This window comes from Phocaeicola dorei, from assembly GCF_013009555.1.
In the GTDB taxonomy this organism is placed as follows: Bacteria; Bacteroidota; Bacteroidia; order Bacteroidales; family Bacteroidaceae; genus Phocaeicola; species Phocaeicola dorei.
Genome location: NZ_CP046176.1, coordinates 5,319,894 through 5,343,432, shown reverse-complemented (window position 1 = coordinate 5,343,432; position 23,539 = coordinate 5,319,894). Strand labels below are relative to the sequence as shown.

Here is a 23,539-nt window from a genome sequence, read left to right as displayed (position 1 = left end):
AGAACTGAAGATATGAAAAAGAGGATTGCTTATATCAGCTTGTACTTTTTTACGGTCTTACTGATATTTATTCTACAGAAACCATTATTCATGCTCTATAATGGTTCCATTGAAAAAGGATTCGGGTTTGCCGATTATATGCAGGTAATGATTCATGGAGCCAGTCTTGATGCCGCTACGGCGGGATATCTTACTGCATTTCCATTCTTGTTGGTACTGATAAGTATTTGGTTTAGGAAATTCCCTTTGAAAAAAATACTTTACGGGTATTATATTTTGGCCGCCGCGCTTATTTCTATCATTTTTGTGGTAGATATGGCATTATATACATTTTGGGGATTTAAACTGGACGTATCTGTTTTTCTTTATATCGATTCACCGAAGGAAGCTTTGGCGAGTGTTTCCGTTGGATTTATCTTGCTGAGGGTTCTTGCCATCTTGTTACTCATAGCTCTGAATAGTTGGGTCTTGCTGAAAATCACGCCTTCCGTTTTGACTGCCACCCGGAAACGGATAACGGGAACTGCGGGAATGCTGTTATTAGGAGGTGTGCTTTTCGTCATTATACGTGGTGGTGTAACGGAATCCACTTCTAATATAGGGCAAGTATATTTCAGCAACGAACCTTTCTTGAATCATTCGGCGGTCAATCCCGATTTCAGTTTGTTGTCTTCTATGGGTAAATCCCAGGATTTTGCATCAGAGTTCAATTTCTTTGATGAAGAGAAGCGGGCTGCATTGTTTGACGGACTTTATCCTACAACAGATGGGGATAGTATTATTCAAGTCCTGAATACCAAGCGTCCCAATATTCTTATTATTTTGATGGAAGGTTTTGGAGGTGCTTTTGTAGAACCTTTAGGCGGTCTTCCTGATGTGACACCCCACTTTAACCGTCTGTCAAAGGAAGGGATCTTTTTTACAAACTGTTATGCCAATAGTTTCCGTACCGACCGTGGAACAGTCTGTACTTTCAGCGGTTACCTTGGATTGCCTACGGCATCGGTAATGAAAATTCCTGCCAAGAGCCGTACGCTGCCTGCTATAGCTGAAGGATTGTCCAAGGCGGGTTATAAAACAGATTTCCTGTATGGAGGTGATATCAACTTTACCAATATGAAGAGTTATCTGCTGAGTACCGGTTATCAGCGTCTTATAGCCAATACAGATTTTTCATTGGCCGAACAGACCAGTAATGCCTGGGGAGTGAATGATGATATTACTTTTGAATATTTATATAATCAGTTAAGAAACCGGAAGGAAGAAGGGCCTTGGCATACTGCGTTTCTGACACTTAGCAGTCATGAACCTTTCGAAGTTCCTTATCACCGGCTGGAAGATAAAATTCCCAATGCCTTTGCTTATACAGATGAATGTCTGGGTAAGTTTATTGACCGGTTGAAGCAGACTCCCGCATGGAAAGATCTTTTAGTTATCTGCCTTCCCGATCATGGTTTCTATTACCCGCGTGAGGGGTCTAATGCGATGCCTCGTTTTTATCATATTCCCTTGTTATGGTTAGGTGGAGCGGTAAAACAGCCTATGCAGGTGGACAAGATTATGAATCAGACCGATTTGGCAGCCACTTTGTTGGGGCAGCTTGGGCTGGAACATACTGCATTTACGTTTAGCCGTAATGTATTGGGAAGTGATTATAAGTATCCTTTTGCCTTTTATAGTTTCAATAATGGGTTCTCATTCCGGGACAGTACAGGAGTGACGGTATTTGATAATAATTCCGGCAGTATTCTTTTTAATGAGCCTGAAGCTGACGAGTCCCGTCTGGATAAGGGTAAGGCGATATTGCAAACCGTTTATGATGATTTAGGGAACAGATAGTAAAACTTGGACGCGGACTATATGAATTCCATACTGATTCATATAGTCCGCGTCCCAATCGGTGCAGAATCTGCCAGATATAACTATTTCCGTTTCTCGTTGAACTTGTACATGATTACCGTATTGCGTAAGTCGCAACTTCTGTAATCTGTATGGAAGACCTCTTCCAGCTGATATTTTGCATTGTAATTCTTTAAAAACTCCTCTTGTGCATTTGCAGAAAGTATGACATACCCTTCTTGCGGATTTTCCAGTGTGAAATTCCGCATTTGGTTATTCATATAATAATTTGTACAATAAAACCGTATCATTCTGTCTGTATATGAATAAACGACTCCTTCAGGCACCTGTTTTCTGATATCTTCTGCCAGATGTTTATCGGATTTTACAGCTAGTATTGTTGGCTGATATACCCCGTCTAAAGCGACAAACAGGCAAAGAACACAACCGATGATTCCATAGAGGAGTGACCCCGTACTACTTTTTTTGATAACCAGCCTTAATGTACAGATGGCAGCCACTACCGGCAATACTATAATCAGCCATTTGGAAATAGAAAAGGACGTGCTTTCCAAAGCTTGCATAAACGCTATGTTTTCGGCAGCATGACGTCCGTTGCCCCATATGCTGTCCGGTATCATCTGACAGCGTACAGCAAAAAACACCACGGTGAGTAACAAACAGAGCGAGGCAAAGATATAAGCCGATATTTTGAACACTTTCGCCCCTTTTTGCATTAACGCCTCCAGATACTGGGCAATCAGTACAGCCATAAATGGATAGATAGGCAACAAATAGACGCTGCGTTTGCTTTTAGGAATACAATAGAAGACAAAAATAGCGATAATCACTATCCAGATAAACAGCTGTATGGGGGATTGTGAGCGGATGTTATCCCAAACCTTCCTGATGCGTCCGGTGAAAGAGTTTCCTGCGGGCAGCAGGTGCATTTCATTCCATTTCAGTCCGAAGAGTGAAATAAGCAAGACCAATGTCCAAGGTATCCACCCCCATATAATGGTCAGGAAGTTATACCATAAAGGATTGTGATGCGACGGGTATGACATTTTGCCGACAAAGCGTCCGGTGTTTTCCTCCAGCATCAGGTCCATAAACGGCTGTCCTCCCTGTAGCCAGGCCGCATAAAACCAGATTCCCAATGGAATAAGGGAAAGCAGCCCGATTCCGAATAAGGAAAGGAAAGTCTTGCCGAATGAGCGTCCCCGTATCAGCTGGTAAATACCGATACACATACAGGGGAATATAGAACCCACAGGTCCTTTGGTCAGCGTGCCGCATGCCATCAGCACGACAACCGTCCAAGGTATTCCCTTGCAGCCTTTTTCGTCCCAGCGAAATAGTAAGCAAAGTGAGATGACGATGAAGGAAACCTGTAGCATATCCAGCCTGCAAGCCACCGCCGCCCGGTGCACTTCGAATGAAGTGAGCAGTAAAAGGGAGGTAATGACTGCTGTCTTTGTATTCTTATAGCGGGCTACGAATCCGAAAAACACGAACTGCATAGCTAGAAAAGCGATAGCGGACGGCAGACGGGACGAGAATTCACTCACCCCTCCGAAAATGGCGGAAATAGCTGCAATAGACCAATACAGGAAAGGAGGTTTATAGGCGATGTCTGTTCCGTAGTTCAAAGGCAATATCCAGTTGCCGCTTTCCAACATCGAGTATGCCACAATTGCTTCGCGCGGTTCCCCTTTAGAGTAAAAAATAGTTTCTCCCAAAAAGGGGATTATTACAAGTGTGCTTAGTAAGGCTATGAACCAAAATGCTTTTTTCTTGTCTGACATATATTTTTCGGTCTTTTATATTTACTGTCGCAAAAGTACGAATAATTCTTTAGTAATACCTAACTTTGCATTTTAAATCAATGAAAATGAATAAACTGAAACAGATACCCGAGTTCCTGCGATTTGTAATGGTAGGCCTTTTTGCTACAGGGCTGCACTATGGCATTTATTTTGTCTTGCAAAAATTCATTCAGGTCAATGTAGCCTATACCTTGGGATATGTGCTGAGTTTTGTTGCCAACTTTTATCTTACGGCTTATTTTACTTTCGGGCAGCCTCCTTCCTGGAAGAAAGCTTTTGGCTTCGGGGGGGCACATCTGACAAATTATCTGATACATATCGGATTGTTGAATCTCTTTCTGCGGTTGGGTTTTTCCCGTCCGTTGGCTCCCATCCCAGTGTTTCTCATTGCCATTCCGGTAAATTTTTTATTAGTGAGGTTTGTTTTCAAACAAAAGTAATATCTTTGAGGAGTCTTTATGATAGTGAAGAATGATATGAAGAAAGTGACTCTTTTGATTCCGGTATATAATGAGGAAGCGATGCTGCCCACTCTGTATCAACGTTTGATAGAGCTTGTCAACCGCAATGCCGTTTATGAGTGGGAAATCCTGTTTGTCAATGATGGCAGCAGCGACACTACGCTGGAATGCCTCCGCCGGTTGAGGCAGCAGGACAAGCGGGTGAATTATGTCAACCTTTCGCGTAACTTTGGTAAAGAGGTAGCCATGCTGGCGGGTTTTGATTACGCCACCGGCGATTGCTGCGTTGTGATGGACGCTGATTTGCAGGATCCTCCGGAACTGGTAGACCAGATGCTGGAATATTGGGAAGAAGGATATGATGACATTTATGCCAAACGGCGTACCCGTGGCGAGGAAAGCTGGTTGCGTCGTCAGTTCTCTCTGGCTTTTTATGGTATACTTCAGCGGATGAGCCGTATTGATATTTTGCCCAATGTGGGCGATTTCAGGCTTCTGGACCGTCGTTGTGTGCTCACGTTGCGTCGTCTGCGCGAATGCGAGCGTTATACAAAAGGATTGTTTTGCTGGATAGGCTATCAGAAGAAAAGCATTGAATTTGATCGCGGAGACAGGCTGATGGGCCATTCCTCTTGGAACTTTCTCAAGCTGTTGAATCTGGCTGTCGAGGGAATAACCTCTTTCTCTATCGCCCCTTTGCGCATCGCTACAGTATGCGGAGTGCTCTGTTCAATCTCCAGTTTTATTTATGCCATTTATTTTCTGATAAAGACCGTGCTTTATGGTGATGAAACGGCCGGCTTCCCCACTTTGATCATTGTCATGCTCTTTTTAGGTGGCATCCAGCTTTTCTCTTTGGGAATTATAGGAGAGTACGTGGGGCGCATTTTCAAGGAAACCAAAGGCCGTCCTACCTACATAGCCTCTGATTATAACGAGGAGAAGTTGGGGTATGACCGTTAAGGAAGGCAAGGCGGTGAAACCCGTCCCACCTTATTGTCCATTAGCTTTATTGACAGTCTTGTGCTCTTTTACCAGATACTCCGCACTCTGCAATGTGGAGAAACAGTATTTTTTCATCACGTAGAATGTACTGTCCTCCCCTGTTACAAGTTGCAAGGCATTTCCTTGCTTCTTATATTTGAATTCCTGCCGGTCATGTGGAGAATAAATATATAGGTGGGTTGTATTTGTAGCTGCTATCAAATTATCGGCGGAGAAATAGACATACGGGCGTTGTTCTGTTAACAAATTTATGCCGAAGTCGTTTTGGGTATAACTCATGTTCAGCAGTCCGAGTAAAGTCGGTGCCACATCAGTCTGGCCGCCCGGCTCTTGTCTGATTTCGGGCTTGATGCCTTTTCCGTAAATCATTAGTGGAACATGGTTGCAGGATTGTGGTATTTCACAGTCCGGACTTCCTACCAATTTCCCATGGTCACCCAGCAAAACAAAGATTGTATTTTCAAACCAGGGTTGTTTGCGTGCTTCTTGCATGAATTGCCGGATGGCCCAGTCCGCGTATTCCACAATCTGATCTTCAAGCTTTGTGCTGTGTGGTTTGAAATAGTCAGGTATCACATACGAGGGATGGTTGCTGATAGAAAGCAATACGGTAAAGAAAGGTTGTCTTTCTTCTGCTCTTTTGTTCAGAATGGGCAAGGCATATTGATATAGGAAATCGTCTTGTACACCAAAGCTGTTAACGACTTTATCTTTTGGGTAGTTTTCTTGTGCATATATTTCATCAAATCCGTTAGTGCGGAGAAAAGCGTTCATATTATCGTATTGTGATTCGTGCGTCATGAAGAATAGGTTCCGATAGTCATTATCCTTTAATACGGTGGGCAACCCCGAATAGACAGGTACCACTGCTCCTTTCATGGCATTCCGTTTCATGATGGCAGGGAAAGAGTAGAGGGTGGCATACATTCCGTGGTTGGTATGTATGCCCGCTGAATAAAAATGGTCAAAACTGAGAGATTCCAGATAAAGGCTGTCTAGGAAAGGAGTCAGTTTTTTGGTAGATCCGAAATGCTCCATCAAGTTGGCCGACATCGATTCCATGAAAATAAGAACAACATTCTTTTGTGTAGGGACGGCTGCGCATTTCACTTCACGTGCAATGGGGGAGATGCCTTCTATTCCTTTTCTTTGCAATATACTTTGCATATTGGTTATTGCCTCCTGTTCCGGCATCAGGTGAAGATAGCGGTTTTCCTTACGGTTATCATCCAGTGTGCTGGTAAGTAGATTAAAGACAGGATTAACCCCTAGCTGATTCAGAAATGGATCGGTGCAATAGTATGCTTGACTTACTCTGATGGGGTTATATCCCATGCGTCCCCGTATTCCGAATAGACAAAGTCCTATACAAACAGCACCGGTGGCGAATATACATAGGCGGTTTATCGGGCTGATGGAAGTAGATTTCGAATTGATGAGATGATAGAAATAAGAAGATAACCGTAGTACACTTCCTGACAGCAGAAGAATAGATATCAGTCCTAGAAAAATAGGGAAATAGAATGATGTCTCACCCAATACCATTCCGGCAGTAGTGGCTCCATATCCGAACCAATTGTAAATGGAAGAATTGATTGTTTTAAAAAAATAGGAGAAATAAGGGATGTTGGCTGCCGAAATAATGAACGACAGTGAATAAAATAGAATGAAAAAGATAGAGATAAATCTGAATACCCACTTGGAGTGATAGTTGCAGGGAGCGGTTATCCATAAAATGACTAATGGTAACAGCAATATGTAGCAAGCTATAACATTGTCAAACCATAGCCCTTTTATAAATGCAGTGGCTTGCATGAGAAAGTTGTTTTGTATATCGGGAGGAAACTGATAATCTATTGAGGTGAACAGGACAAGCCGGAACAGGAAGAAAAAAAGTAAAGCAACTATATGTATGATAAATAAGTAAAGTAAAGAAAGAGTAAACTGTTGGATAAGCTTAGCTTGATTCTTACATGCTGTTACAAATTGCTGCATGAGTGAACGGAGATATTTCATTTGTTTTAGTAAAGTTTGCATTTGTTTGAATCAATTCGGATGATTAACAACAAAGGTAAACAGAATTTTAGAAATATCAAAAGAGGGTATGCCAAAAGTAAAATTGGCTGCCAATTTGTTCACTTTAGGGGCAAACATGTGAGTCCGCCCGAAAATATGGGCAAGCAGTTTCCGTTTCTTATTCTATTTTCGGGAAGGAGTAAGGCGGTCTCGTTTCATAGTCAGAACAAAAGGACAGAATAGCCGTGCTATCCGGTTGAGGCGCTCCAGACGTCCGTCTTTCCGCGTTCCGTTTAATTTCTGCCGGAGGAGTTCCCATAATTGCAGTTTTACTTGCTCTGTTGTGCTTAATTTGGCAATGCGGTTGTAAAGCATTCCTCTCCGTATACATCGTTTGTATCTGCTCAGGTGGGTAAGGTGTTGTTCCATAATGCGGACTATCTCAATATCTTCGCTCTTACCCCCTCCGTTGTTTTCAGCTTTGACGGTAACTTTCTGGGTATGTTGTCTGAAGTAGTTCAGTACTTCATATCTTTCTATAATGTCTCCTTGCATTGCCATATAAAACCAGAACAGCCAGTCGCCGCTGTAGCGCATTTGCAGGCATTGTTCCATATTTTGGACATTTACCATGCTTTTTCTGAAAATGGCCGAGCTTGCATTGGCTATGTAACCACGCCAGTAAAGGTTATGTTCGGCATAAGTTTCCCCATTAAACACGGCGTATGGAGGTATGGCAGATTTCCATTTGTTCATGTCGCAACTCAGCACATTACCGTCTTTATCAATATACTTGGAACCGGCAAAGCATACGGCGGCTTGTTGGTATTTCTCCATTAAAGGAACTACTTTCTCTAAAAAAGTAAGCTCACACAAGTCATCGGCTTCGGCTATCCATATATATTTTCCTTTGGCTAATTGCATGCCTTTAAACCATTGTTTAAATGGATTTCCGGTGTTGTGTTCGTTTAATAGAATATGGCTCACTTTGGCATGGTCTTGATAGTCCGATAATACCTCTTCGCTACCGTCTGTTGAGGCATCATCAAGTAAAATCAGTTCGATATTCTGATAGGTCTGTTGCAGAATACTCTGAATTCGTAGATTGAGGTATCGTTTATAATTATAATTAGGTACCACTACACTGACCAAGGGAAGTGCATTCATGCTCTATTGTTAAGTTAGTTCTTGTTTTATTTCTACAAATGTAATGTTATACAGGTAAATAAACAAGTTGCTTCTTTGTTTTTTTTTCAAAAAACAGGAATTTTGTTGAACTTTTAAAAAGAAACGATAATTAACATTTTAGTATGCAGTCTTTCTTGTACCTTTGCATTATACACTACATAGCATTTGCTGTATTAAACTAAAAATTAAATTAGACATTAGACTATTGTTTAAATTCAATTAGTATGAGAAAGAAAATTCTTTTTATTATTCCGTACATTCCTTATCCGCTGGATTCGGGCGGTAATCAAGCTTTCTTTAATATGGTGGAGTATTTGCGTCATAAGATGGCCGTATCTGTATTGCTTTATCCTGAAACAGGGAGACGTATGCAAGATGTAGAGTCATTGAAGAAAATTTGGGATAATGTGGATTTCTTTATTTATACTCCTAAAACTAAAACTGTCAGATTACCCAAAATTAAACATCCTTTTTATTATAAATGGCTGCAAAAGATACATGCGTCTGTAACCCGTAAAATGAACCGGCAACAGATATGGACGGATGAAACGGGCGAAGTTGTGGATTTAGTACGGGGAAAGAGTACTTTGTTCAGCTCTTGTTTCCAGCCGCTAGACCAGGGGTATGTGGAGTATGTTTCTCAGGTGGCTCATTCAGGTTTTGATATTATTCAAGTAGAGTTTTATGAACTGTTGTCATTGGGATTCTTGTTGCCTGAAAATGTACAGACTATTTTTGTGCATCATGAACTCCGCTACATCCGTAATGAAAAGGAGATTACTTTGTTCAGGGAACAGACTGCCGGTGACAGGATGTTGTTTCATATAGCAAAGGATTTTGAGCGCAGTGCATTATTGAAATATAAAGATGTTATTGTTCTGACTGAAGTAGACCGTAAAATTATGGAGGACTTCATAGGACGGAAAGACCATATCTACACTTCTCCGGCTGTGGTGCAAGTGGGTGACAGGCTGGAACAGCCTTTTGTTCCGGTCCAAAGCGGACGCCTGACTTTTGTGGGAAGTGAGGATCATTTTCCCAATCTGGATGCCGTGGCATGGTTCTGTCACGAAGTGATTCCGCATCTGCGTAAACGTCATTTTTCGTTTACATTGCAAGTAATTGGTAAATGGCGTGGAGAGTGTATCAATCGTTTGCAGTCCGAATACCCGGAACTGAAGCTGGTAGGCTATGTGGAAGATCTGGGCTCTTTTTTAAAAGGCAGTGTTGCTGTTGTTCCAATACGTATCGGTAGTGGTATGCGTATGAAAATATTAGATGCTGTATTGTCAAAAGTACCTTTTGTAACGACGGCAAAGGGTGTGGAAGGCATTGATTTTAAGGATGGTGAAGATTGCTTGATTGTTGATGACCCTGCCGGATTTGCAGAAGCTGTCATAGCCTTGTCAAGTAATCCGCAGTTGCAGAGACAGTTGGTTACCCATGCGGAAGACAGTTTGCGGCAAGTATATAACCCCGGACAGATGCAGGAAAGAAGGCTTGCCGTGTATGAACAAATATTAGGGGATAAAGTGGGGTAATCTTGGGTGATTATTTCTTTTTTGTTACCTTTGCGGCATTATATATAATTGATAATTATGCTGAAACAGTTCTTTAGTTTGTTGAAGCGGTATATTCTTCCATACCGCAAATATTTGACATGGGCATTGATACTGAACTTTCTGTCGCAATGGCTTAATGTGTTTTCGTTCATGGCGATTGTGCCAATTTTGAACATTCTGTTCAAAATTGATACCAAGTCTTATGAGTACATTCCTATGGATATTCATAATTTGGATAAGGATGTACTCATAAATAATGCCTATTACTTTGTGAGCAATTTTGTGGCTACAAATGGTGCGTTCTATACACTTGCCATGATGGGAGGAATACTTATCTTTATGACTATGTTGAAAACTGCCGGTTATTTTGCTTCTGCGGCTGTCATGGTACCTTTGCGTACAGGTATTGTCCGGGATATCCGTATTCAGGTTTATAATAAAGTGTTAAGTCTTCCTTTGAGTTTTTTCTCAGAAGAACGTAAAGGAGATATCATAGCCCGTATGAGTGCGGATGTTACGGTGGTGGAGAACTCGTTGACCAGTTCCATCGATATGCTTATCCGTAATCCTATCGCTCTTTTGGTTTGTTTTGTCACTCTGTTTTCGGTAAGTTGGCAAATGACGCTTTTTGTTATCTTTATTTTACCTCTGACAGGTTGGATAATGGGGGTTGTCAGCCGGAAGCTGAAAAGACAGTCCTCTACAGCACAGGCGCAATGGGGAGATATTATGTCCCAATTGGATGAAACATTAGGAGGTTTAAGGGTTATCAAAGCGTTTATAGCCGAAAGCAAAATGTCTGCCCGGTTCTCTAAAACAAACAATGACTTCCGCGATGCAATGAACGAGATGATTATCCGGCAAAGTTCAGCCCACCCCATGAGTGAGTTTTTAGGTACTTGTGTGATTGTGACCGTGCTGTTGTTTGGCGGTGCTTTAATCTTAAATACAAACTATGCTCCGATGGATGCGGCTACTTTCATATTTTATCTGATTATCCTTTATAGTATCATCAATCCTTTGAAAGAATTTTCAAGAGCATTTTATAATATTCCGCAGGGATTGGCCAGTATGGAGCGAATTGATATGATATTGAAAGCGGAAAATCATATCGTAGAGCCGGAACAGCCTTTGCCATTGGACGCTTTCACAGATAAGTTAGAGTTTAAAAATGTAAGTTTCAGCTATGTAGAAGGACGTCCGGTCTTGAACCATATCAATCTGACGGTTCCTAAAGGAAAAACGATTGCGCTGGTGGGTCAGTCCGGTTCCGGAAAGTCTACTTTAGTGGACTTGGTACCGCGTTATCACGATGTATCGGAGGGTGCATTGCTGATTGACGGCAAGAATGTGAAAGATGTATCCATCCACAGTTTACGTTCTCTGATTGGTAATGTAAATCAGGAAGCTATTCTGTTTAATGACACCTTCTATAACAATATTACTTTTGGTGTAGAGAATGCCACTATGGAGCAAGTAATAGAAGCTGCCAAGATAGCGAATGCACATGATTTCATTATGGAAACGGAAAAAGGATATGACACGATGATTGGTGATCGTGGAGGGCGTTTGTCCGGTGGTCAGCGTCAGCGTGTCAGTATAGCCCGTGCAATTTTGAAAAATCCTCCTATCCTTATATTAGATGAGGCTACTTCGGCTCTTGACACAGAGTCCGAGCGTTTGGTTCAGGAAGCGTTGGAGCGTTTGATGAAATCGCGTACTACTATCGCTATCGCGCATAGATTGAGTACCATTAAGAATGCCGATGAAATTTGTGTACTTTATGAAGGTGACATTGTAGAAAGAGGAACTCACGATGAACTGATAGCCTTAAATGGATATTACAAGAAGTTGAACGATATGCAGTCTTTGTAAAGTGGAGCAAATAAAGAAATTGGCAATTGTTATTCCCGCCTACAAGGGGCGTTTCCTTAAGGAAACGCTCGACTCAATTGCAGTTCAGGCCCATAAAGATGAGTTCGTGTTATATATAGGTGATGATGCAAGTCCTGAAAGATTGGATAAGATTGTGGAATCTTATCAGAATAAGGTAAATCTGGTGTATCATCGCTTTAGCGAAAATATGGGGGGCAAAGATTTGGTGGCCCATTGGGAGAGGTGTATCTGGCTGTCTGCAGAGCCGTTTATCTGGCTTTTCTCGGATGATGATTTGATGCCGGCTGATGGTGTGGAACGTGTCATGGAGGCTTTGTCGCGCCCACACCATCAGCGAGGATATTTCTTTCGTTTTCCATTAGCTGTCATTGATGGTGAAAACAAGCGGATACGTGCCAATCGTCCTTTGGAAGAAGGAAGTGTGTCTTGTTACCGGCTGCTGCTAGATAAGTTACAGGGAAAGATAGATTCGGCTGCCGTAGAGTACGTGTTCAGTCGGGAGATATGGCAGTCGGCAGGTGGTTTTGTTCATTTTCCTATGGCTTGGTGTTCGGATGATGCTACGTGGGCTGCTTTTGCCCGTCATGCGGGGGGTGTTATTTCTTTGCCGGGGCAGCCTGTATGTTGGAGGAATGTTGAAGGTGCAAACATCAGTAATTCTGCCGGTCATGACAAAGATAAATTGCACGCTACTATTCTTTTCTTGAGATGGATGAGGAATATGTTTTCCGATTATGTGGATGATCCGGAGCTGATTAATGCATTGCAATGCTATATCCATACCATCCTTCGTATTTCATTGCATAAACATTATAATATATGTGGTTTGTGGGGGGTATCTATGGCTTTGGGAAGATTTAATAAAAGGGCGGCCTTTACTACGTTTTTCAGGAATTTTAGGTTGTTCTCTTAATTTCATTTATGCAGCCGCTTGCGATTTCTCAAGAGTGCCTGTATTTTCATAAAAAGTTTGGGTGCATATATGCCCTCACTTCATATTTCTGTCCTGTATGTATAGTCAGATGTATATCTTCCTGTCATATATTGTTTCACTTTTTTAAAGAAGGACATTGGGGAGTTTTTTCATCCGTAAGGAATTGTGTGGTTTTAAAATCAGATTCATCCTTAAAATATCTTATCCGCATCCCTAAACATTTCTTGCTGTATGGTTAAGGGCTTTCTTCCTGTTTGTTTTATCTCCGCAAGCCTTTGGAGTTAACTCCATAGTCTTGGGAGATAACTCCAAAGCTTATGGAGATAGAATAGATGCATATAAAAAGGTTTAATCTGGAGATAGAAAAAGCTTATGCAATTGGAAGAATTTATAGATAGCCTGTATTGATTGTCTTATTTTGAAGGAAAGATAACGAATTCTTTTAAACGTTTTGATCTTTTTCACCGTTGCCATGCCTTCGTTATCCGTCATTCTGTGAAAGTACACACTCTTTATTGCACTTTTGCAAGGAAAAAGTCTGAAAATGCCATACTTTATATCAAGTCGGAACAGCTTACAGGAAAGAATATATAACTGACAGTAAGTAGGTTATGCGAAATTCTGTTTTAAAATGTAGTGAGGGCATGAGGGTATAAATGTTCCGAACTTTCTAGTGAGCTGATATATTAAGAATACTTTCAGATGTTATCCAAAGAATAAAATGATACTTTAAGAACAAAGGTTCTCCCCTTGATTTTTCAGGTGAATCCTAAAGGAAGCCAGGACTTTTTGAAGGGGGGGATAATGTTAAGACGGTATGAAATTTTATTTTGGATAGCACTGATTATCTTGTAATTGCATATAAGAGAGCATGGAATTATTAGAATTTTGATTTGGTATGATAAAAATAAAAGTGTGATTATTCATTGATCACTTCCATCCATTTCTTTATGATAATTTCGATGGAAAATTGCTTGCTACTTTCAATAGCGTTGGCAGACATTGATTTACGTAGCTTTTCATCTGTCATCAATAGCTTTATCTGTTTAATATATAGTGATATATCATCATTGGGGATAGCAAACCCATTGACTTTATCTGTTATTATGTCTGTCAATGAAGCAAAACTATGAAAAGCTAAAGGAACGCAACCATATTGTTGTGCCTCGGTTAATGTCAGCCCCCATCCTTCAAAAGATGAGGTCATCATAAAAATAGAAGCTTCATTATAATAAGGTTCCGGATTTTTTGTCCCTTCAAAAAAGACACGTTGTAAGCCATAATGTATGACTAGACTTTTGTACCAGCTTTCCATTTTCCCATGTCCTACTATTTTTAGCTTCCATTCGGATAGAGTATGGTCTGTTTCAATTTCCTTCCAAATCTTTAAAGCCAGAGAAATTCTTTTAGGTTCTTCTTCCAGTCTGGATACAATAAGTACTTCTTTCTTTTTGTGATTATAGTTGGCTAAATCATAGAAAGAGTGGAATGAAAGAGCATTATGGATTATTCTTATTTTACTATCATCTTTCAAATGAGAGTATTCTAGAAACGGCTTTTTGAAATGAGAGGATAATAAGATAACCTTATCGGCAAAATGATATGACTCTCTATATAAAATAGGTAGTTTTATTATTTTTCTTATCTTTTGATATGGAAAGGATAAAAATTTGCTGATGTTTTTCCTAATGTTCTTTCCTTCTTTTAGTTCTTTTTTAGGATTATCTAAGGTGATGAAATTAATCTCCGTGGCAGGACTTACGTGGAGTGCAAACATTAGCTTGCATTTTTTATTTTGAGACTGGTTTAAAGCAAGTCTTAAACTCTTAGTTAACTTATGCTCTCCTTGATTAATAATGACGTCAATTTTATTTTGTTCTATAAATTGGATTAAATTATTGAGATTGTGATAAGAATTGATTTTAATTGTATTAACGAATTGCTGTTTAATAAAGGATTTGTCAATGTTGTATTTATAGGCAGAGTAACAGTTCACATTATAAAAAGTAGTTAATGCATTTGCAATATTAGCAGTAACTCTTTCAACACCTCCGTATTGTGGCGCAACTTCATTGGTAGTATAAAATAGTATATTCATTTGGGAACTTGTTTTAAATATAATTTTTGAATCTTGTAGACAATTCCCATCTGGTTTGAATTGAATTTCCGTGCAAATATTTTATTAGAGTTAATAAGCGTTTGATAATCATGGTCCTGCCATATATAGGGGCTGCCATGCTCCCAGTCAATTTCCCGCATACTACCGGTATTGGCATTGTTCGTACAATGCATTCTTTCTCGAAAAGGAGAGTTCCATAAAATAGTTTGAATGAATATTTCATCTGCGCAAAGTGTATATTTCATACGATTTAATACAATCTCTTTGTATTGTAATAGATACTTGACTGCGTTTTCGGTAATACTTATCCAATTTCCTCCTTTTTTGAATTCAAAAGTTTGTTTTCTGCGATAATGGCTTATTTTCTGTACTGCTAATATGAGGTTTCGGATTAATGCTGTAATTCCATGTAACAGATGTTCCTTATCTTTTAACCTTTTTGTAAAAAAATAGTATCGGAATACTTTGCGCTCCAAATCACGCTGATGAGCGGCATCCTGCCAAAAGCCTACAAATTCTTTACCGGCATTCTGCTGGAAAAAAGCATGAATGTAATCTTGGCTTTTTATGGGCAAATCCGTTCCGGATAATAAATGATAATAAGCATAGGAACCGTGTGATAAGGCCGTTTCAAAGAGAAGATATTCTACTTGTACTTGGCTGATATCACCCCAATATACTTCGATGGGATTTTCTATTAAATAAAAGCCGGCTTTCTGCATTTTGACTTTTTTTATTTGCTGAAACAGTTCTGTAGCCCGTTTGTCAATATGCAAATAAATGTCATTACGTTCATCGTCCAACATGGAAAGTAGTACCTCCAGTACCGGATATTCATTGTGGGCGATAATCAGAAATGCATGTTTCATTATATATCAGGTTTTAATCTTTTAAAGAAATTAGGAATCGTTACATCCGGAATAATGAATCCGTCTTTGCGAAGTGCTTCAAAATAAGCACTGCCGATAACACGTTCATATTCAGCCTCTAGTTTTCCTTCTTTATGTAACTGATAGAAGTAGCGCCAGTGGCGACCTCCGTGTTTGCCCTTGTGTTGCTCCAGTTGCTTGCCGCCATTTATCATCTTTTCCATAAACTGCTGCTTGCCGCGTATATTGTAATGATATACATGGATATGGCTGTCGGCAGAGTTTTGTGGGAACATGGTTACTTTATGGTTTCCCATTGAAATTTGCAGGTAACCGGCAGTCCGGTGAATGACTTTTTTGTTCTGACGCTCAAACAGCGAATAGAGTGACAAGTCATATTTTTCAGGTTCGGTTACCGCTTTTACAGTCTTATCCCATTGCCAAAAGGGCTTTTCTTCTTCAGGATAGACACTTCTCATTTCACAATTCAGCACATTGGCATTGGTGGCATATAATTCATCTTTCAAATTGCCGGTAGGGGCATACCATAATTCGTCGGCATCGGCATTGATAATCCAGTCGGCCTTATAAATGGTTTTGGCTTTCCAAATCATACGGTCTACCCAGTCCTTTTGTTCATAGTTGGTAGCCTTTTCTTCTATCACTTCTTTAATCCACCCTTTTTGTTTGTATTTACGGATAATGTCCGGAGTTGAGTCTGTGGAGTTATTATCAGTAATGATAAACCCGTCCACTCCCATCGCTTTATGGAACTGTAGATTCTCTTCCAGCATCCCTTCTTCGTTTTTTACCAGCAATGTCATGAATAATTTGACTTCTTTCGTTTGTTTAAAAGCCAAAGGAAATTCGGATATAACGTGCCCTATTTTGGATAGTAATAAATTGCTCATAAATAACCAATGATTATTGATTTCTACCTGTCATATTAGAGATAATTAATACTATTGTCAAAAGAATTTGTTTTATTCTGAACTCATTATAATAGATAACGTAATCCTTAGTTTTCTCATAATATTCTGATATTTAATTATATAACAAATTTACTCTTTTTCTGTAAATATAGTATATAAATGCTAGTTTATTATGAAACATTAACTGGTAAGAGCGTTGCCGTTTTTTAACTCATAATTCCAAGTTTTTCATGTATTCCGTCGCAATAGGCTTTCCATAATCGGGGTATATCTTTCCATTGATAGGCTTTTGCAAACGGACTGGTGAACAACGCGATGAAAATATATCCCATTACTCCGTTGAAGCCGCGAAGATATTTCACTGCTATGTTGCGTCCGTAGTGATGGTTTAAATAAGTTGAATTACGGATCTGATAAAAGCGTTTCCACTTTTTCTTCTTGCTTCGCTCATTCCATGTGTCGTTGGAGAAGAATTTCTCTTTATCCATCAGGGCATCAGGTATATAGAGTATTTTGTACCCTGCCCGTATGGTGCGGAGACAGTAATCTGTATCATCACAGAAAATGAAAAGGTCTTTATTGGGAAGACCTATCTTCTCAACGACTTCGCGGCGGATGAACGGACCTTCGAAAGCTGTTCCCGTAATTTCTGTCGGTGAGGTGATGTGCCGTCCTGCCAGTTTCTTGCTGTACATGGATACAAAAGGATTGCTCAGGTTGTATGCCTGGAAGTCATGGGTGAATATTTCTCCTTCGAGCAACCTGCGAGGGGCCAGTATGCCGATATCTTTCTTGTCGGTATACGGCAAGAGTTGTTCCAGACAGTCGGCCCGCGGAAATACATCGTCATCCATGCACCAAATCCAGTCGGCACCCGCCTGATAAGCGTATTGTATGCCTGTATAGAATCCTCCCGCACCGCCCACATTGGTCTGATTGATTACTGTCAGCCCTTCCTGTGCGGCAAGCCATTCCGTTGTACCGTCCGTGCTTCCGTTATTTACTATTACAATGGAAGATATCGGCTTGTTTTGTTGCAGACAACGAATATTTCTTTTCAGAAGTTCCATTCGGTTGTAGGTTACAACTACGGCTATAATGTTCATGATGCATTTAGTTTTTAGTAAAGGTTATCTATTTTTCCCGGCTGTACGCTTCTATAGGCTCTCATGAGCTCAAAGCATTTTTCCACATCAAAGTTCCGTGTCTTGGCGTATTCTTCTGCCATCCATCGGTGCATTTGTGGAGTTGCCGGCAGGCGTTCAAAGTTTTTGCAGCCGGTCTTCATATCTATGGGGCCGATGTACATCCGGTTCAAATCGACAATTTCTATTGTTATGCCATTGGGAGTTTTCTGAAACAGGATGTTGGCACGTCCGTAGTCTTTGTGGGCGTATCCGTGTTCGTGAAGACGGGCGGTCACTTTGCCTATGGCGCGGAATACTTCCTCGGCGTAGTCAAATTGCTGTGTGAACAGGTTGTCGTAAATGTAGGGGCAGGTGGAGAGGAGGCTGATATAATAACTTTTATCGAACAGCAGCCCTGAACGTATATTCATATATCCCACCGGTTGCGGGGTGCCTACACCTATTTTCAGCAGCATTTCTGCATGGTCGTAAGAGCGTTTTGCCTTGGATGGACGAAATATGCCATATACAAACCGGTTGATAAGGTGGGGGCTGTGAAAGGATTTGATAACATATTCTTTGCCATTGTATTCCATTTTCCGCAATTCATTGCGCCCTTGGTGAATAACAGTACCTTCATTCCTTTGGAAACGTTCGGGAATGGATACTATAAATTCTTCCAGATTTTTGAAATCAGGGTGAATCACTAAGGTGCGGGGATGAAACAAACGCTCTGTCTTGCTCATATCATTATAATAGTGTTAAATTTTGTCTAGTCCTTTGGTATATTTCAACCAGTAATATTTTAAAGGATTCTTGTATTTCAGTTGTTTCCACGGACGGCTGCTATGGGGCCTGTGCCATACGGGCAACGTGGTGAACAGGTAGTTTTGGAAACCTCGTTTCAGTGACTCGTGCGAGATGGTCACATCATACCAGTTCTTGCTTGGGTCTAATGTCTGAAAGTCAAATGCTTTCAGCAGTCCGGGGGTGAGTAGTGAACAGCAGAAGCTGCAATGCTTTTTTTCCGGGTACACTTGATTCTCGTGTCCCTTGGCGTGTAGGTAGGGGTAATTGATTATGCCTTTTTCATCGGTTGTCACAGCTGCTGCAATTCCGCATTGTTTCTGTTGCAATGCTCCATTGTATAGTGATTGCAATGTGTTTTTTTTGACAATAACATCCGATTCCACAATCAGCAATCCTGCATCTGCTTCGATGGCTTCTTTTTGTGCTGTTTGTAACACCAGTAGATAGTTGGGAGAGGGGTGGTCGGTCAGGTCTGATAAGTTGACCAGACGAAAATTCCATTGACGGGCGGCCTCTTCCAGCCGATGGGTATTTTCTTCCGTGCTGAAATCGTTATAGACAGTGTAAGTGAAAGGAACCAAAATATCCGATTCCATGATTGCTTTTACGGTTTCAAGCGTGGAGTCAATCGAATCTTTTACGGGTGTTATGATATGAAGGCACTTCATTGGTTTGTTATCTATATTGTTTGTCAATTTAGGAATATCATGCAAATTTAGCGGAAAACCTTGGGGAGTCCAAGGATTTCCTTTTATTTAAATGTCTTTTTGCATAAGGCGAGGGCAGCGGCTACGGTATCGTCCATGTCGGCGTATGCGTATTGTGCCAGACGGCCTCCGAATAAAACGTCTTTCCGCTCAGAGGCCAGTTTTTTATATTGGCTCATCATTTCGGTGTTCCGCTTGTCGTTTATCGGATAGTAAGGTTCTTTGCCCGGCGCGAAATCATCGGGATATTCATACGTGATTACAGTGGTGGGCTGTGTGCCGAATTCAAAGTGCTTGTGCTCAATGATTCGGGTATAGGGTACCTCACGTTCTGTATAATTGACTACTGCGTTGCCTTGGAAATCCTCTGTTTCCAGCTGTTTATGTTCAAAGCGCAGGCTTCTGTATTCCAGATGTCCGCATTGGTAATCGAAGAACTGGTCTATGCATCCGGTGAACAGGATATTGTCTGCCAATGCGTCCAGTTCATTGCGGTTGCTGAAATAATTGGTGTTGAGACGAACCTCGGTTCCTTCCAGTAACGCATCGATAAGGGCGTTGTATCCGCCTTTGGGGATTCCTTGGTAGCTGTCATTGAAATAGTTGTTGTCATAAATGAAACGGAAAGGAATACGTTTGATGATGAATGCCGGTAATTCTTTGGCGGAACGTCCCCATTGTTTCTCTGTATAACCTTTGATAAGGCGATGGTAAATGTCTTTTCCACATAGCTTTAATGCTTGCTCCTCCAGGTTGGCGGGGGTGGTGATATGGTCAAATTCTTTACGTTGCTCTTCTATCTTGGCCTTGGCTTCCGCCGGGGTCTTTACTCCCCACAGCTGATAAAAAGTGTTCATGTTGAAGGGAAGATTGTATAATTTCCCGTCAAAGTAAGCCAAAGGGGAGTTGGTGTATCGGTTGAATTCGACAAAGCTGTTTACATAGTCCCACACTTCTTTATTGTCGGTATGGAAGATATGTGCACCATATTTATGTACATGGATGCCCTCTATATCTTCACAGTAGATATTGCCTCCGCGATGATTGCGCTTGTCAATTACCAGGCAATGTTTATCTACTCGTTTTGCCTCGTGGGCAAAAACGGCGCCGAACAAACCGGCACCTACTATCAAATAATCATATTTTTCCATAATCACTTAGTTTCTTCCTGTTGTCTGCGCAGCCACTCTTCTTTAGTTCTTTTCCAGCGGTTATGGCTCCAGAGCCAATATTGGGGATGCGCTTTTATTGTTTGTTCCAATTCTCGGGTAAACAAATCGGTCAATTCAAAATCGGGTACTTGCCGGGGGGTATCGCACAATGGTTTGAGCCGGCAGTGGTAGTATCCTCTTTTGACCCGTGTTATGTCAGCATAATAAATCAAGGCGTCCACTTGCTTGCCTATTTTCTCCGTACCGATGAAAACCGGTGTTTCTTGGTTTAGAAATTCAGTCCAGTGATGTATGCTGTTCCACTTGGGTGCTTGGTCCGAAATAAATCCGATAATTGCCTTTTGCTTTGTCCGTTTCAATTCAATGATGCGGCGCAAAGTCGTTTTCATGGGGATGCATTCGCCTCCGAACTGGTTGCGTAATCTTAGAAATAGTTTGTCGAAAGCCTGATTGTACAGTGGATGATAGATTTGTCCGCAGGATATGTCTTTGGAAATCCAATAAGGCAAGGATGCAATCCATTCCCAGTTGCAATAATGCCCTAAATAGATAAAACAGAAGTCTTTGTTCTTTTTGTTCATGTTTTCCACTATCTCGTCCAGTCCTTCAAAAGTCATTCTTCTCATCAGTTGTTTTTTTGAAATGGAGAATAACTTGAGCGTTTCTACTATATAGTCGCAAAAGAAAGAGTAAAATTGTTTCTCGATTTGGACAATCTCTTTTAAATCTTTTTCGGGGAATGAGTTCGATAAATTATTGCGTATGATTTTACGTCTGTAGCGGATGCAATAATAGAGCGGATAAAAAAGAAGATCGGATATGAAATATAAGAATCGTAAGGGTAGAAGCGAAAGCAAATACCACAAAAAGAAAACGGAATAATATATGAGATTTATTTGTTTCATTTAACTGATGACTTTGTTTATGTGTTCTATTACCATTTCGGGAGTTATGCCTTGCAGACAGGCATAATCTTTTCTATAACAGTGCTTTTCTCCGGATAAGGAACAAGGACGGCAGGGCAGGTCTATCTGTATTATGTTTGCCGCAGACTGATTCCATCCTGCAAAGCCTGCACAGGGATGCGTTGCCCCCCAAATGGACACAACCGGGATGTTCACTAGTGATGCAAGGTGCATATTGGCGGCATCCATTACCAGCATGACGTCCATATTGCTCATGAGGGCCAATTCCATATTTATGGTTAGTTTGCCGGCTGTTGAGATGACATTGGGGAAATGTTGGGCCCATTCTTCCAATACTTTGATTTCTTTTTTTCCGCCTCCGAATAAGAAGATTTTTGTATGGTCGCGTGCAGATAAATGTTTGAGGATCTGCTCTTGCTTTGACAACGGATAGATTTTGCCTACATGTGTTGCAAAGGGAGCGATTCCAATCCATGTTTCTTGGTTCTTCTCACCGGTTAACGGCGCCAGGCTGGAAATATTGCCTTTATTCTTTCCGAAAAGGGAGAGGAAACTTAACCGGATGGGGTAACCTATCTGATTGAGCGTATGGGCACAGCGCTGAAAAAAGGAGTCTTGCTCTGTATATATTTTATGTTTCCGCCATATCAGTTTTTGCAGTTCCCGCCTGTTCTGCTTGATGTGGGCTGCTTTTATGCCTGCCAGACGAAAACGCCAGCAAAGAAAACGGCTGCGGAATGTGGGCTGGAAAGCGGCTACGGCATCAAATTTTTCTTCTTTTAAATCATTGTACAGCCATCCCAAACCCATTAATCCGGCATGTTCTCCTCTGAAATCTGCTCCACGGAAAATAACATTGTCCGGCACATTCTCGAATAAGGGGGAGAATGTGTCTATGCTCAGCACCATGATTTGATGCTGGGCATATTGCGTAGCCAATGAGTGAATGACCGGGATTGCCATTGCCACATTATTGATGGATGAAAAGCAGATTACAAGAATCTTGGACATAACAGCTGTTTTATTGAATGTACAAATCTATGCAAAGTTTTCTAATCAGCCAATTATTATTCGGTAAAAGTGTCTACCTTTGTTCCCAAGCAAGTTTTTGAAAGATGAAAATAATTGTAGATAATAAAATACCTTATATACATGAAGCTGTCGAACAGATAGCCGATGAAGTGGTGTATTTGCCCGGCAGTGGTTTTACCGTCGGGGATGTACGGGATGCTGACGCATTGGTGATCCGTACCCGTACCCGTTGTAACCGCGAACTGCTGGAAGGAAGCAAGGTGAAATTCATTGCTACTGCAACCATCGGCTTTGATCATATTGATGTGGACTATTGTGATGAGGCGGGAATTGTATGGAAAAATTGTCCCGGTTGTAATGCCGGCAGTGTGGAGCAGTACCTGCATTCGGTATTATTATTGTTGAAACGCCGGAAGGGGGTGAGATTGGAAGAAAGCTGTCTGGGTATTGTTGGGGTAGGACATGTGGGAAGCCGTATCCAACGTATGGCGGAGGCATTGGGGATGCGGGTCTTGCTGAATGATCCTCCACGTGCGGACCGGGGGGAAACAGGATTTGTGGATTTGTCTGTGCTGGCACGGGAATGTGATATAATAACCTTTCATACTCCGCTGAACAGGAATGGGAAATATAAAACGTTCCATCTGGCGGATGCGGATTTCTTTGTCGGTTTGCAGCGGAAACCTTTTATTGTGAATACTTCTCGTGGAGAAGTAATGGAGACATTGGCTTTGCTTGATGCGCTGAAGACAGGCCGGATACGTGATGCGGTTATTGATACGTGGGAAAATGAACCGGATATTCACCCGGATTTGTTGCAGAAAGTTTTTTTGGGAACCCCTCATATAGCAGGGTATTCAGCTGACGGAAAGTCGAATGCTACACGGATGGCATTGGAGGAGCTTTGTAACTTCTTCCATATACAGGCTGATTTTAAAATAGTACCGCCCGCTTTGCCGTATATGGATTATTCTTCTGATCCGGAAGAGGCTTTTCTACAGGTGTATGATCCGACTCGTGACAGTGATGCATTGAAACGGCATCCCGAAGAATTTGAACATTTGCGGGGGAATTATCCATTGAGGCGTGAAATTTCTTTTTTACCGTAGGGGGAC

Annotated in this window: 19 protein-coding genes; 7 read left to right on the top strand and 12 right to left on the bottom strand. The window is 41.2% G+C overall.

The features are described 5' to 3' along the window. Positions 1-12: 12 nt before the first annotated feature. Positions 13-1,839, top strand: coding sequence for an LTA synthase family protein (locus GKD17_RS21890; RefSeq protein ID WP_007833920.1), 1,827 nt, complete (start codon positions 13-15; stop codon positions 1,837-1,839). Between the two features lie 83 nt (positions 1,840-1,922). Here GKD17_RS21890 and GKD17_RS21885 read toward each other — a convergent pair whose 3' ends face one another. Further along, positions 1,923-3,647, bottom strand: coding sequence for an ArnT family glycosyltransferase (locus GKD17_RS21885; RefSeq protein WP_007833919.1), 1,725 nt, complete (start codon positions 3,645-3,647; stop codon positions 1,923-1,925). A gap of 86 nt (positions 3,648-3,733) precedes the next feature. Here GKD17_RS21885 and GKD17_RS21880 point away from each other — a divergent pair, with 86 nt between their 5' ends. Together GKD17_RS21880 and GKD17_RS21875 are read left to right on the top strand one after the other, a co-directional pair. After that, a complete protein-coding gene (locus GKD17_RS21880; RefSeq protein ID WP_005850093.1) occupies positions 3,734-4,108 on the top strand; it encodes a GtrA family protein in 375 nt (124 codons plus the stop codon). 36 nt (positions 4,109-4,144) lie between these two features. Next, on the top strand, positions 4,145-5,092 hold the full coding sequence (locus GKD17_RS21875; RefSeq protein WP_008672428.1) for a glycosyltransferase family 2 protein: 948 nt from the start codon (positions 4,145-4,147) through the stop codon (positions 5,090-5,092). 30 nt (positions 5,093-5,122) lie between these two features. Here the strand turns inward: GKD17_RS21875 and GKD17_RS21870 are convergent, their stop codons facing one another. Both GKD17_RS21870 and GKD17_RS21865 read right to left on the bottom strand, forming a co-directional pair. Continuing rightward, positions 5,123-7,150: an LTA synthase family protein gene (locus GKD17_RS21870; RefSeq protein ID WP_032935928.1), complete on the bottom strand. Its 2,028-nt coding sequence runs from the start codon at positions 7,148-7,150 to the stop codon at positions 5,123-5,125. A 183-nt stretch (positions 7,151-7,333) separates the two neighbouring features. Continuing rightward, positions 7,334-8,317: a glycosyltransferase family 2 protein gene (locus GKD17_RS21865; protein ID WP_007833917.1), complete on the bottom strand. Its 984-nt coding sequence runs from the start codon at positions 8,315-8,317 to the stop codon at positions 7,334-7,336. A 245-nt stretch (positions 8,318-8,562) separates the two neighbouring features. Between GKD17_RS21865 and GKD17_RS21860 the strand changes: the two genes are divergently transcribed. The 3 genes from GKD17_RS21860 to GKD17_RS21850 are packed head-to-tail and all read left to right on the top strand — an operon-like array spanning position 8,563 to position 12,709. Continuing rightward, the gene (locus GKD17_RS21860; RefSeq protein WP_007833916.1) at positions 8,563-9,879 is read left to right on the top strand and encodes a glycosyltransferase; all 1,317 of its coding nucleotides are present in this window, start codon (positions 8,563-8,565) and stop codon (positions 9,877-9,879) included. Positions 9,880-9,936: 57 nt separating this feature from the next. Further along, a complete protein-coding gene (locus tag GKD17_RS21855) occupies positions 9,937-11,775 on the top strand; it encodes an ABC transporter ATP-binding protein (protein ID WP_005844224.1) in 1,839 nt (612 codons plus the stop codon). 1 nt (position 11,776) lies between these two features. Then, positions 11,777-12,709, top strand: a complete 933-nt coding sequence (locus GKD17_RS21850; protein WP_007833915.1) for a glycosyltransferase family 2 protein — start codon at positions 11,777-11,779, stop codon at positions 12,707-12,709. A gap of 940 nt (positions 12,710-13,649) precedes the next feature. Here GKD17_RS21850 and GKD17_RS21845 read toward each other — a convergent pair. From GKD17_RS21845 to GKD17_RS21805, 9 genes are all read right to left on the bottom strand, one after another. Beyond that, complete coding sequence (locus tag GKD17_RS21845) at positions 13,650-14,828, bottom strand: glycosyltransferase (protein ID WP_007833912.1); 1,179 nt, start codon at positions 14,826-14,828, stop codon at positions 13,650-13,652. Next, positions 14,825-15,718: a beta-1,6-N-acetylglucosaminyltransferase gene (locus GKD17_RS21840; RefSeq protein WP_007833911.1), complete on the bottom strand. Its 894-nt coding sequence runs from the start codon at positions 15,716-15,718 to the stop codon at positions 14,825-14,827. Before GKD17_RS21840 ends, GKD17_RS21845 begins: the two co-directional genes overlap by 4 nt. After that, the gene (locus GKD17_RS21835) at positions 15,718-16,629 is read right to left on the bottom strand and encodes a glycosyltransferase family 2 protein (protein WP_007833909.1); all 912 of its coding nucleotides are present in this window, start codon (positions 16,627-16,629) and stop codon (positions 15,718-15,720) included. Before GKD17_RS21835 ends, GKD17_RS21840 begins: the two co-directional genes overlap by 1 nt. A 227-nt stretch (positions 16,630-16,856) precedes the next feature. After that, positions 16,857-17,756 (bottom strand): glycosyltransferase family 2 protein, encoded by a 900-nt coding sequence (locus GKD17_RS21830; RefSeq protein ID WP_007833908.1) that lies wholly within the window; start codon positions 17,754-17,756, stop codon positions 16,857-16,859. A 14-nt stretch (positions 17,757-17,770) separates the two neighbouring features. After that, a complete protein-coding gene (locus tag GKD17_RS21825) occupies positions 17,771-18,523 on the bottom strand; it encodes a lipopolysaccharide kinase InaA family protein (RefSeq protein ID WP_007833907.1) in 753 nt (250 codons plus the stop codon). Between the two features lie 15 nt (positions 18,524-18,538). Further along, positions 18,539-19,255: a hypothetical protein gene (locus GKD17_RS21820; RefSeq protein WP_007833906.1), complete on the bottom strand. Its 717-nt coding sequence runs from the start codon at positions 19,253-19,255 to the stop codon at positions 18,539-18,541. A gap of 83 nt (positions 19,256-19,338) precedes the next feature. Then, on the bottom strand, positions 19,339-20,445 hold the full coding sequence (gene glf, locus GKD17_RS21815; RefSeq protein ID WP_007833905.1) for a UDP-galactopyranose mutase: 1,107 nt from the start codon (positions 20,443-20,445) through the stop codon (positions 19,339-19,341). A gap of 2 nt (positions 20,446-20,447) precedes the next feature. Next, a complete protein-coding gene (locus GKD17_RS21810) occupies positions 20,448-21,371 on the bottom strand; it encodes a lysophospholipid acyltransferase family protein (protein ID WP_007833904.1) in 924 nt (307 codons plus the stop codon). Beyond that, positions 21,372-22,403 carry a glycosyltransferase family 9 protein gene (locus tag GKD17_RS21805; RefSeq protein ID WP_032935922.1) on the bottom strand — a complete coding sequence of 344 codons (1,032 nt, stop codon included), beginning with the start codon at positions 22,401-22,403 and terminating at the stop codon, positions 21,372-21,374. It abuts the gene before it with no gap. 104 nt (positions 22,404-22,507) lie between these two features. Here GKD17_RS21805 and pdxB point away from each other — a divergent pair, with 104 nt between their 5' ends. After that, positions 22,508-23,533, top strand: a complete 1,026-nt coding sequence (gene pdxB / locus GKD17_RS21800; protein ID WP_007833902.1) for a 4-phosphoerythronate dehydrogenase PdxB — start codon at positions 22,508-22,510, stop codon at positions 23,531-23,533. Positions 23,534-23,539: the final 6 nt, after the last annotated feature.

What these genes read in the sequence shown, in the direction of transcription:
- GKD17_RS21845 (WP_007833912.1), bottom strand. Translation starts at nt 14,828, where the DNA reads ATGAATATACTATTTTATACTACCAATGAAGTTGCGCCACAATACGGA.
- GKD17_RS21860 (WP_007833916.1), top strand. Translation starts at nt 8,563, where the DNA reads ATGAGAAAGAAAATTCTTTTTATTATTCCGTACATTCCTTATCCGCTG.
- GKD17_RS21830 (WP_007833908.1), bottom strand. Translation starts at nt 17,756, where the DNA reads ATGAACATTATAGCCGTAGTTGTAACCTACAACCGAATGGAACTTCTG.
- GKD17_RS21855 (WP_005844224.1), top strand. Translation starts at nt 9,937, where the DNA reads ATGCTGAAACAGTTCTTTAGTTTGTTGAAGCGGTATATTCTTCCATAC.
- glf (WP_007833905.1), bottom strand. Translation starts at nt 20,445, where the DNA reads ATGGAAAAATATGATTATTTGATAGTAGGTGCCGGTTTGTTCGGCGCC.
- GKD17_RS21810 (WP_007833904.1), bottom strand. Translation starts at nt 21,371, where the DNA reads ATGAAACAAATAAATCTCATATATTATTCCGTTTTCTTTTTGTGGTAT.
- GKD17_RS21890 (WP_007833920.1), top strand. Translation starts at nt 13, where the DNA reads ATGAAAAAGAGGATTGCTTATATCAGCTTGTACTTTTTTACGGTCTTA.
- GKD17_RS21870 (WP_032935928.1), bottom strand. Translation starts at nt 7,150, where the DNA reads ATGAAATATCTCCGTTCACTCATGCAGCAATTTGTAACAGCATGTAAG.
- GKD17_RS21805 (WP_032935922.1), bottom strand. Translation starts at nt 22,403, where the DNA reads ATGTCCAAGATTCTTGTAATCTGCTTTTCATCCATCAATAATGTGGCA.
- GKD17_RS21885 (WP_007833919.1), bottom strand. Translation starts at nt 3,647, where the DNA reads ATGTCAGACAAGAAAAAAGCATTTTGGTTCATAGCCTTACTAAGCACA.
- GKD17_RS21840 (WP_007833911.1), bottom strand. Translation starts at nt 15,718, where the DNA reads ATGAAACATGCATTTCTGATTATCGCCCACAATGAATATCCGGTACTG.
- pdxB (WP_007833902.1), top strand. Translation starts at nt 22,508, where the DNA reads ATGAAAATAATTGTAGATAATAAAATACCTTATATACATGAAGCTGTC.
- GKD17_RS21820 (WP_007833906.1), bottom strand. Translation starts at nt 19,255, where the DNA reads ATGAAGTGCCTTCATATCATAACACCCGTAAAAGATTCGATTGACTCC.
- GKD17_RS21865 (WP_007833917.1), bottom strand. Translation starts at nt 8,317, where the DNA reads ATGAATGCACTTCCCTTGGTCAGTGTAGTGGTACCTAATTATAATTAT.
- GKD17_RS21875 (WP_008672428.1), top strand. Translation starts at nt 4,145, where the DNA reads ATGAAGAAAGTGACTCTTTTGATTCCGGTATATAATGAGGAAGCGATG.
- GKD17_RS21835 (WP_007833909.1), bottom strand. Translation starts at nt 16,629, where the DNA reads ATGAGCAATTTATTACTATCCAAAATAGGGCACGTTATATCCGAATTT.
- GKD17_RS21880 (WP_005850093.1), top strand. Translation starts at nt 3,734, where the DNA reads ATGAATAAACTGAAACAGATACCCGAGTTCCTGCGATTTGTAATGGTA.
- GKD17_RS21825 (WP_007833907.1), bottom strand. Translation starts at nt 18,523, where the DNA reads ATGAGCAAGACAGAGCGTTTGTTTCATCCCCGCACCTTAGTGATTCAC.